This is a genomic window from Mycobacterium sp. (assembly GCF_049278535.1).
Classification (GTDB): Bacteria; Actinomycetota; Actinomycetes; order Mycobacteriales; family Mycobacteriaceae; genus Mycobacterium.
Map to the genome: position 1 here is coordinate 1 of NZ_JBAPMI010000042.1, position 10,585 is coordinate 10,585.

General features: G+C 66.9%; 6 protein-coding genes and 1 pseudogene. 3 read left to right on the plus strand and 4 right to left on the minus strand.

What is annotated here, in order from left to right; all coding sequences use genetic code 11:
- From WAO18_RS02460 to WAO18_RS02470, 3 genes and pseudogenes are all read left to right on the plus strand, one after another.
- A pseudogene (locus WAO18_RS02460) lies at positions 1-719 on the plus strand (fatty-acid--CoA ligase); the annotation flags it as partial.
- An 86-nt stretch (positions 720-805) separates the two neighbouring features.
- A complete protein-coding gene (gene pks13, locus WAO18_RS02465; protein WP_422203606.1) occupies positions 806-6,091 on the plus strand; it encodes a polyketide synthase Pks13 in 5,286 nt (1,761 codons plus the stop codon).
- Positions 6,092-7,645, plus strand: a complete 1,554-nt coding sequence (locus WAO18_RS02470) for an acyl-CoA carboxylase subunit beta (protein WP_422203596.1) — start codon at positions 6,092-6,094, stop codon at positions 7,643-7,645.
- Here the strand turns inward: WAO18_RS02470 and WAO18_RS02475 are convergent.
- The 4 genes from WAO18_RS02475 to WAO18_RS02490 form a co-directional block, all read right to left on the minus strand.
- Positions 7,642-8,130, minus strand: a complete 489-nt coding sequence (locus tag WAO18_RS02475; protein WP_422203598.1) for a hypothetical protein — start codon at positions 8,128-8,130, stop codon at positions 7,642-7,644. The genes WAO18_RS02470 and WAO18_RS02475 overlap by 4 nt on opposite strands.
- Before the next feature lie 101 nt (positions 8,131-8,231).
- The gene (locus WAO18_RS02480) at positions 8,232-8,363 is read right to left on the minus strand and encodes a hypothetical protein (protein WP_422203600.1); all 132 of its coding nucleotides are present in this window, start codon (positions 8,361-8,363) and stop codon (positions 8,232-8,234) included.
- Between the two features lie 274 nt (positions 8,364-8,637).
- The gene (locus WAO18_RS02485) at positions 8,638-8,865 is read right to left on the minus strand and encodes a CsbD family protein (RefSeq protein WP_422203602.1); all 228 of its coding nucleotides are present in this window, start codon (positions 8,863-8,865) and stop codon (positions 8,638-8,640) included.
- Between the two features lie 93 nt (positions 8,866-8,958).
- The coding region (locus tag WAO18_RS02490; RefSeq protein WP_422203604.1) for an arabinosyltransferase C-terminal domain-containing protein at positions 8,959-10,585 on the minus strand (1,627 nt) is incomplete at its 5' end.

Here is a 10,585-nt window from a genome sequence, read left to right on the forward strand (position 1 = left end):
GCAAGATCGGCGTCGACCAATGCGCGGTCATCGTCGACGCCGAGACGGCGTCCGAATTGCCCGACGGGCGGGTCGGCGAAATCTGGCTGCACGGCCAGAACATGGGAGCCGGCTACTGGAACCGGGAACAAGAGACAATCGAGACGTTCAAGAACATCCTCAAGTCGCGCACCAACCCGTCACGCGCCGAGGGTGCCCCCGACGACGGGACGTGGGTACGCACCGGTGATTACGGCACCTACCACGGCGATCACCTTTATGTGACCGGCCGGGTCAAGGACCTCGTCATCGTCGACGGGCGCAACCACTATCCGCAGGACCTGGAGTACTCGGCGCAGGAAGCCAGCCGCGCGCTGCGCACCGGCTACGTGGCAGCCTTCTCGGTGCCGGCCAACCAGCTGCCCGCCGAAGTGTTCGAAAACTCGCACGCCGGGCTGAAGTACGACCCGGACGACAGCTCCGAGCAACTGGTGATCGTCGGTGAGCGTGCCCCCGGCGCGCACAAGCTCGACTACCAGCCGATCGCCGACGACATCCGGACGGCTATCGCCGTCCGCCACGGGGTGACCGTGCGCGACGTCCTGTTGGTGCAGGCCGGATCGGTGCCCCGGACCTCCAGCGGCAAGATCGGCCGCCGCGCGTGCCGCGCCGCCTATATCGACGGCACCCTGCGCAGCGGCGTCGCGTCCCCGAATTCCTTCCCCGACCTAGTTGACTGACCGCGAGCATGACTGACACAGACCACGATTCCCCGCAGTCGGCCGCCCGCGACGATGCAGAGCGCAGCGATGCGGAGGAGCGGCGCATGGCTGCCGAAGGTACCGACCAGCCCATCAGCAACCCTGCTCGCACCGACATGACCATCGCCGAGGTGAGGCAATGGCTGCGCACCTGGGTCGCCAACGCCACCTCACGCTCACCCGACGTGATCGACGAAGCCACGCCGATGGTGGAACTGGGTCTGTCGTCACGTGACGCGGTGGCGATGGCCGCCGACATCGAGGACCACACCGGGGTCACCGTGTCGATCGCGGCCGCGTTCGAGCACCCGACGATCGAGTCGCTGGCCACCTGGATCGTCGAAGGCGACCCCGAGCTCGAGAACGACGACGCCGACGACACTGACTGGACCCGCACCGGGCCGATCGAGCGCGTCGACATCGCCGTCGTGGGACTGGCCACCCGGTTGCCCGGCGACATGAACACCCCCGACGAGACCTGGCAGGGCCTGCTGGAGGGTCGCGACGCGATCACCGATCTGCCCGAAGGCCGTTGGTCGGAGTTCATGGAAGAGCCGCGGCTGGCCGAGCGCATCAAGAACGCCCGTACCCGCGGCGGCTACGTCAGCGACATCAAGGGCTTCGACTCCGAGTTCTTCGCGCTGTCCAAGACTGAGGCCGACAACATCGACCCGCAGCAGCGGATGACGCTGGAGCTGACCTGGGAGGCGTTCGAACACGCCCGCATCCCGGCGTCCAGCCTGCGCGGCGAGTCCGTCGGGGTGTACGTCGGCACCTCGGTGATGGACTACAGCTACCTGGCCATGTCCGACCCCACCGTCGCCCACCCGTATGCGATCACTGGTACCGCGAGTTCGATTGTGGCCAACCGGGTTTCGTACTTCTTCGACTTCCACGGCCCGTCGGTCGCGGTGGACACCGCCTGCTCGAGCTCGCTGGTCGCCACCCACCAGGCCGTGCAGGCGCTGCGCAGCGGGGAATGCGACGTCGCGGTGGCCGGTGGCGTCAATGCGCTGATCACGCCCGCAGTGACACTTGGTTTCGATGAGATCGGCCAGGTGCTCTCGCCGGACGGCCGGATCAAGTCGTTCTCGTCGGACGCCGACGGCTACACCCGCTCCGAGGGCGGGGCCATGTTGGTGCTCAAGCGGGTCGACGACGCGCGCCGCGACGGCGACCAGATCCTCGCGGTGATCGCCGGTAGCGCGGTCAACCACGACGGCCGGTCCAACGGTCTGATCGCTCCGAACCCGGACGCGCAGGCCGACGTGCTGCGCCGGGCCTACAAGGACGCCGGCATCAACCCGCGCACCATCGACTACGTCGAGGCGCACGGCACCGGCACCGTGCTGGGCGACCCGATCGAGGCGCAGGCCCTGGGCCGGGTGATCGGCCGCGGCCGTCCCGCCGACAAGCCGGCCTTGCTGGGCGCGGTGAAAACCAATGTCGGACATATGGAGTCGGCCGCCGGTGCGGCCAGCCTGGCCAAGATGGTGCTGTCCCTTCATCACGACAAGCTCCCGCCGTCGATCAACTACGCCGGCCCCAACCCCTACATCGACTTCGACGCCGCGCATCTGAAAGTTCTTGACACCGTGTCCGACTGGCCGCGCTACAGCGGCTACGCCATCGCAGGTGTCTCCGGCTTCGGCTTCGGCGGCGCCAACGCGCACCTGGTGCTGCGCGAGGTGCTGCCCCGCGACGTGGTCGAGCGTGAACCCGAACCGCAGCCCGAGGAGGCGCCTGCGGCGCCCGCTGCCGAGGAGCACGTCGAGCTCGTCGGCGGGATGCGCTTCGACGAGTACGGCGAGTTCATCGAAGACGACCACGCACCGGCCGACGACGATTACGAGTTGCCCGGCATCACCGAAGAAGCCGTCCGGCTCAAAGAGATCGCGCTGGAAGAGCTTGCGGCCGAAGAGGTTCCGGCGCCCGTGGTTCCGCTGCCGATCTCGGCGTTCCTGACGTCGCGCAAGCGGTCCGCCGCGGCCGAGCTCGCCGACTGGATGGAATCCCCTGAGGGACAGGCGTCATCGCTGGAATCGATCGGCCGCGCATTGTCACGCCGCAACCACGGCCGTTCGCGCGCGGTGGTATTGGCCCACGATCACGAGGAAGCGATCAAGGGCCTGCGCGCGATTGCCGACGGCAAGCAGAAGCCCTACGTGTTCAGCACCGACGGGCCCGCCACCAACGGCCCGGTGTGGGCGATGGCCGGTTTCGGCGCGCAGCACCGCAAGATGGGCAAGAACCTCTATCTGCGCAACGAGATCTTCGCCGAGTGGATCGAGAAGGTCGACGCGCTGATCCAGGACGAGCGGGGCTACTCGATCCTCGAGTTGATCCTGGACGACTCGATCGACTACGGCATAGAAACCAGCAACGTCGTCATCTTCGCCATCCAGATCGGACTCGGTGAGGTGCTGAAGCATCACGGCGCGAAACCCGCTGCGGTGATTGGGCAGTCGCTCGGCGAGCCGGCATCGGCGTACTTTTCCGGTGGCCTCTCGCTGGCAGATGCCGCCCGGGTGATCTGCTCGCGCTCGCACCTGATGGGTGAGGGCGAGGCGATGCTGTTCGGCGAGTACATCCGGTTCATGGCGCTCGTCGAGTACTCCGCCGACGAACTCAAGACGGTCTTCGCCGACTTCCCCGGCCTGGAGGTGTGCGTCTACGCCGCGCCCAGTCAGACTGTCATTGGCGGCCCGCCCGATCAGATCGATGCGATCGTCGCCCGCGCCGAGGCGGAGGGCCGTTTCGCGCGCAAACTCCAGACCAAGGGCGCCGGACACACTTCGCAGATGGATCCGCTGTTGGGCGAGTTCTCCGCGGAGCTGCAAGGTATTTCACCGACCATCCCCAATGTCGGCATCTTCTCGACGGTGAACGAGGGGACCTATGTCCGGCCGGGTGGCGAGCCGTTGCATGACGTCGCCTACTGGATCAAGGGAATGCGGCACTCGGTGTACTTCACCCACGGCGTCCGCAACGCTGTCGACAGCGGCTACACCACTTTCCTGGAGTTGGCGCCCAACCCGGTCGCGCTGATGCAGATCGGACTGACCACCGCCGCCGCGGGATTGCCGGACGCGCAGCTGATTCCGACGCTGGCCCGCAAGCAGGACGACACCGAGGCGCTCATCTCGGCGATGGCGCAGCTGTTCGTGCTCGGCCACGACCTCGACGTCCGCACCCTGTTCACCCGCGCGGGAGGACCGGAGGACTACGCGAACATCCCGCCGACCAAGTTCCGCCGCAAAGAGCACTGGCTGAATGCGCATTTCTCGGGCGACGGATCGGTGCTCATGCCCGGTACGCACGTCGCGATGCCGGACGGCCGGCACGTCTGGGAATACGCGCCGCGCGGCGAGACCGATCTGGCCGCTCTGGTGAAAGCGGCTGCGACACAGGTGCTTCCGGACGCGTTGCTCACCGCGTCCGAGCAGCGCGCCGTCCCGGCCGAAAACGCCCGGCTGGTGACGACGCTGACCCGTCACCCCGGCGGCGCGGCGGTGCAGATCCACGCCCGTATCGACGAGTCCTTCACGCTGGTCTACGACGCACTCGTGTCGCGGGCCGGCCAGGCTTCGGTGCTGCCGACCGCCGTCGGCGCGGGCGCGGCGATCGCCGCAACGCAGAGCACGGCAGCCGTAGCGGTTGCCGAGCCGACAGCCGATGAGTCCGGCCAGGCCGATGCCGTGACCGACAGCCTGACCGCCCGCCAGGTGGGCGCGCTGGCCCGTTGGACACCGGATTCCGGTGAGACGATTCGTGATCGGCTAGCGGCCATCGTGTCGATGGCGATGGGGTACGAGCCCGAGGACCTGCCGTGGGAGGTCCCGCTGGTCGAACTCGGCCTCGACTCGATGATGGCCGTGCGGATCAAGAACCGCGTCGAGTACGACTTCGACATGCCGCCGATTCAATTGCAGGCGGTCCGCGACGCCAACCTCTACAACGTGGAGAAGCTGATCGAGTACGCGATCGAGCACCGCGACGAGGTGCAGGAGTTGCACGAACGCCAGAAGACGCAGACGCCGGAGGAGATCGCCGCCGAGCAGGCGGCACTGCTGGCCGGCAAGACGGCGGCGTCGCTGACCGCACCGGCGCCCGACACCCACGTCGAGTCCGAGACCCAAGCCCAGCCCGAAACGCCTTCGGACGCGGCGATTCCGCCGCCACCGACCAATCCGGCCGGCCCGGCAGCGCAGCCGAACCTGGCCGGCGCCGCGCAGACACTCAATCGGGAGGCGGTCGCCGCGGCACTCAACTCCGACATCCCGCCGCGGGATGCCGCCGAGCGGGTCGCCTTCGCGACGTGGGCGATCGTCACCGGTAAGTCACCGGGCGGCATCTTCAACGGTTTACCGAAGCTCGACGACGCCGCCGCCGCCAAGATGGCGGAGCGGTTGTCGGAGCGCGCGGAGGGCACGATCACCGTCGACGATGTCAAGGCGGCCGAGACCATCGAGCAGCTCGCGACCACCGTGCGCGAATTCCTCGAGGCCGGTCAGATCGACGGCTTCGTCCGCACCCTTCGGGCCAGGCCCGAAGGCTCGACCAAGCCGGCGGTTTTCGTGTTCCACGCCGCGGGCGGCTCGACCGTCGTCTACGAGCCGCTGCTCAATCGCCTGCCGGCCGACGTGCCGATGTACGGCTTCGAACGGGTCGAGGGCACCATCGAAGAGCGTGCCGCGCAGTATGTTCCGAAGCTGCGCGAGCTGGGCGGCGACGGCCCGTTCATCCTGGCCGGCTGGTCGCTCGGCGGCGCATTGGCCTACGCCTGCGCGATCGGGCTCAAGCAGCAGGGCTGCGACGTGCCGTTCGTCGGGCTGATCGACGCGGTGATGCCCGGCGAGCCGATCCTGCAGACCAAGGAGGAGACCCGCAAGCGCTGGGACCGCTACGCGCGCTTCGCTGAGCGGACCTTCAACGTCGAGGTCCCCCCCATTCCCTACGAGCAGCTTGAAGAGCTTGACGACGAGGGACAGGTCAGGTTCGTGCTGGAGGCCGTTCAGCAGGCCGGCGTACAGATCCCGGGCGGAATCATCGAGCACCAGCGCACGTCGTATCTCGACCAGCGGGCGATCGACACCGCCGAATACCAGTCGTACGACGGCCACGTCACGCTGTACATGGCCGACCGCTACCACGACGACGCGATCACGTTCGAGCCCGCTTATGCCATCCGCAAGCCCGACGGTGGCTGGGGCGACTACGTCGCTGACTTGGAAGTCGTGCCGATCGGTGGCGAGCACATCCAAGCCATCGACGAGCCGATCATCGCGAAGGTCGGTGCGCATATGACCCAGGCGCTCAACAAGATTCACGCCGAGCAGAAAGAAGCCTAAGTGACCACCAAGACCACCGCTGAGCTGCTGGCCGAACTGCGCGAAAAGCTGGAAACGGCCAAAGAACCCGGTGATCCGAAGTCAATCGCACGGCGAGACAAAAAGGGAATCCCGAGCGCCCGCGCCCGCATTCACGCGTTGGTCGACCCCGGCAGCTTTCTGGAGATCGGCGCATTGGCGCGCACGCCGGGCGACCCGGGCGCGCTTTTCGGCGACGGCGTGGTCACCGGGCACGGCCGGATAAACGGCCGGCCGGTCGCGGTCTTCAGCCACGACCAGACGGTGTTCCAGGGCTCGGTGGGTGAGATGTTCGGCCGCAAGGTGGCCAAGCTGATGGAGTGGGTGGCCATGGTCGGTTGCCCGATCATCGGCATCAACGACTCTGCCGGTGCTCGAATCCAGGACGCGGTCACGTCGCTCGCCTGGTACGCCGAGTTGGGCCGCCGGCATGAGCTGCTGCGCGGGCTGGTGCCGGAGATCTCCATCATCTTGGGTAAATGTGCTGGGGGAGCGGTCTATTCACCCATTCAGACCGACCTGGTGGTGGCGGTGCGAGACCAGGGCTACATGTTCGTCACCGGGCCGGACGTCATCAAGGACGTCACCGGCGAGGACGTCACCATGGATGAGCTCGGCGGCGCCGACGCGCAAGCCCGCTATGGGAACATCCACCAGGTCGTCGAGGACGAGGCCGCGGCCTTCCAATACGTGCGCGACTACCTGAGTTTCCTGCCGGCCAACACCTTCGACGATGCGCCGGTGGTCAATCCCGGTTTGGAACCGGAGGTGACGCCGGACGACCTCGAGCTCGACGCGATCGTGCCGGACAGCGACAACATGGCCTACGACATGCACGAGGTTCTGCTACGCATCTTCGACGACGGCGACGTCTTCGACGTCGGTGCGCAGCGTGGCCAGGCGATCATCACCGCGTTCGCCCGGGTGGACGGCCGCCCGATCGGGGTGATCGCCAACCAGCCGATGCACATGTCGGGCGCGATCGACAACGAAGCGTCAGACAAAGCGGCCGGCTTCATCCGATTCTGCGACTCTTACAATCTGCCACTGGTTTTCGTCGTCGACACCCCGGGCTTTATGCCGGGCGTCGAGCAGGAGAAGGGCGGCATCATCAAACGCGGCGGCCGTTTCCTCAACGCCGTCGTCGAAGCGGACGTACCGAAGGTAACCATCACGATCCGTAAGTCTTACGGCGGCGCGTACGCGGTGATGGGCTCCAAGCAGCTGACCGCCGACCTGAACTTCGCCTGGCCCACCGCCCGCATCGCGGTGATCGGCGCCGACGGTGCGGCGCAGCTGCTGATGAAGCGGTTCCCCGACCCGACCACGCCCGAGGCGCAGCAGATCAAGAAAGACTTCATCGACGGCTACAACCTGAATATGGCGATCCCGTGGATCGCCGCTGAGCGTGGCTACATCGACGGGGTCATCCAACCGCACGAGACCAGGCTGCTACTGCGTAAGTCGTTGAACCTGTTGCGCGACAAGCAAATCTACTGGCGCACCCAGCGTAAACACGGCCTGACGCCGATCTAGACCGTCGCGGGGAAGTCCGACGTGTAGAACTCGGCGGGACTCTGGGCGAACTGAGCCGGTCGACGGATGAACACCCAGACCCCGGTCGTGCCGGAGCGAATGCTGTCGCGCACGGTGGTCGATCCCTGACCGACCCCGTCGCTGTCCAGACCAGCCACCGCGACACCCGGCCCCGCAACATCGCAGGACGCACTCGACGCCCTGGGCAGTTGGATCAGGCTGACGTCGTAGTGCGTACCGGGCTGGCCCGGCTCGGCGAGATGCACGTCGGCGGTCACGGTGCCGCCGGACGTGTGGATGACCGCGGAAGCCGTGGCACGGTTGGCCGACGCGAGGTCGGGGATCGGGCTGAAGTCACACGCGCGCAGGATGCTTCTGAGCGGAACCACCGTTCCGCCGTCGGCGACCGCCGGAGCGGTTGAGCCGGCCAGTGCGATGACAATAGGCACTGCACAGCGGGCCAGCGCGGAAATCGTTGTTGACATTCTGTCAATTATCCCCGCCCGCGGCCCAACATCACCACGCGCGGGTTGAGATCTCCCTTACATGACGTGCGTCGATGTGACGCACAACACTGTTATACGGGTCAGTGCTCGCTGTCCTTCGCGGCCTTCTGCACCTTCGCACCGGTTTCGGTGGACTCTCTGAGTTCCTTCTTGGTCTTGGCGGCCTCGTCGGCCAGCTCGTCGATGGATTCGTCGCCTTCTTCAGCGCGCATGAGCACCTCCTCGCTGCGGGCTACCCGGCATGGTTGCAGCTGAATCACTCGGGCATCTTGCAGTAGTTCGCAATCCTATTTAATTGTCGCAATGCGAGGAGGGCGCCGATGTACGCCGCCGTTGTCACTCGCATTGCGTATCGACGCGCGGGGAGTCCCGCTGCGTGATGTGACGTCGGCGTGGCGCGATATCGATAGCGCCGGCCGGATCGTGCTGACCCCATAAAACTGGGCGGCAACAGCGAAAGCCGTTGCCGCCCAGCCTAGTTACGTTCTAGCGCGCCGACTTCTCGCGAGCCTCGGCCGCCTTCTCCGCGGCACGCGCCGAGGTTGCCTCGGCTTCCTTCTTGGCCACGTCGCGCTGAGCTTGGGCCTTCTCCTGCTGCGCGCGGCCCTCTTTGCGTAGATCCTCGTGGTTGACCACGATCCCGATGATCTCTTTCGCCTTGCCTTTGACGTCTTCGACGATGCCCTTGATGGCTGCTTCGGGTCCGCTGCTCACGGTCGCTCCTCTCGCTCGGGGATGGGGATCTTCAAGCCATACCCGCCGCCGACCGGATCCGAACGTGAGGCATCTCACGCTGAAGTCGCCGAGCTAGGGCTTGATCCGGATCTTTCCCGGCGACCACCAGCCGAAATGCGTTGCGTGGCCGAGATCCAACTCCGCGGGCGGGGCATCGACCAGCGTGTCGAACTTGCGCAGTGAGCCCCAGTCGCGGGCCCAGTCGTGGGACAGATAGGTGGCCATCACGTGGGCGCGCAGCAGGAGGTCGGTGATGCCAAGCAGACCCCCGTTGACGCCGTCCTCCCAGGTGTCGGTGTCCATCTTCTTCGCCATGTAGTCCGGCGTGATGCGGAACTTCGGGATGTCGGTGATGCCGTTGGAGTGCAGCATCGGCTGCTGGCAGGGGAACGCCAGACCGACCGCCCAGTCCAGCAGCACCGGCTGCTTCGAGCCGACGTACTCCTGTACCGAACGCAGTTCGGGCACCCGCGGGGGCGTCAGCGCGAGCCAGTCCTCCGGGGTCAGCGACAGGTCTTCGGCAACCACCCGGACGGCGACTGCGTCGGCGGGAATCTCGGAGCGGGGGTACCGCAGGTTGCGCCATGCCTTCGGCTGCTCGCCATACAGATCGTCGGGCACCAGCCGTCCGGCCGGCAGCACGTCGCCGTTGGGCCCCGGCCTGCCGTATTCCAGCACTACGGTCTGCCCGTCGGTGTGGTGGTGCAGCACGCTGTCGCCGGCGATCTTGCCCGCGGCGGTCACCACCACCAGTGGGTGGCCCTCGTCAGCGGGCGGCAACTGGTACCAGGCTGAGGCCAGCTTGCTCTGCTGCTGCGCCCCGGTGGTGTAGCTGCCGAGCACCGGAACCCGTTGTGAATCAAGGCCGTACGGCAGCGGCACGGTCGAGCCGTTGACGCCGGCAGTCTTCAGCTTGGTCGGCGCGTCCCAGTCATAGTCGGTGCCGGGCTGGTTCGGGTGCATCACGACCGCTTCGGCGACGGTATGGTCCGGTACGCCGTTGGGGCTGAAGCCGACCGGGCTGACGCCGCCCAGCGGTCCCAGCGCACCGTAGTCGCCGGGCAGGCTCGGCATGAACCCTGCGTTGGTGTCCGGCTCGACCAGGACGTCGTCGGCCAGCCCGCAGCCACCGGCGAAGGCCCGGATGTTCGACGAGCCGTTGGAGAAGGTGGGGTACTGCCGGACGATGCCGATCGCCATCGAGGCGACGAAGACCAGCGTCATGAAGCCGGCGGCGAGCGGGATCGGCGCGGCGGTCAGCGCTCGCGCCAGCCCGCCCTGCCCGCGGTCGCGGGGAGCGAAGTGCAGCCAGGCGGCGTACAGCGCGACCGCGACGAACAGCGCGAAAAACATTGTACTGATGCTGATTCCGGCGATCTTTGGCATCGCGGCGTTGAACGGCACACCGTAGCTGGACACGTACCACCAGCCGTTCGTGGTGGCGAAGCACAGCGCCAGCAGGAACAACAGCGCGGCCAGGAACGCCATCCGGTTGCGCGACCAGCGCAGCACGGCCGGCGACACCAGCACCGTCGTCAATGCGGCCATCGCCGCACCCACTGCGGCGAACAGGCCGAAGTGGTGCACCCACTTGGTCGGGGTGAACATCAGGAAGAACATCGTGCCGAAGATCACGCCCATCAACCGCCACGCCGGGCCGCGGGCTACACCGCGAATTCGCTTGCGCCGCAACATGATG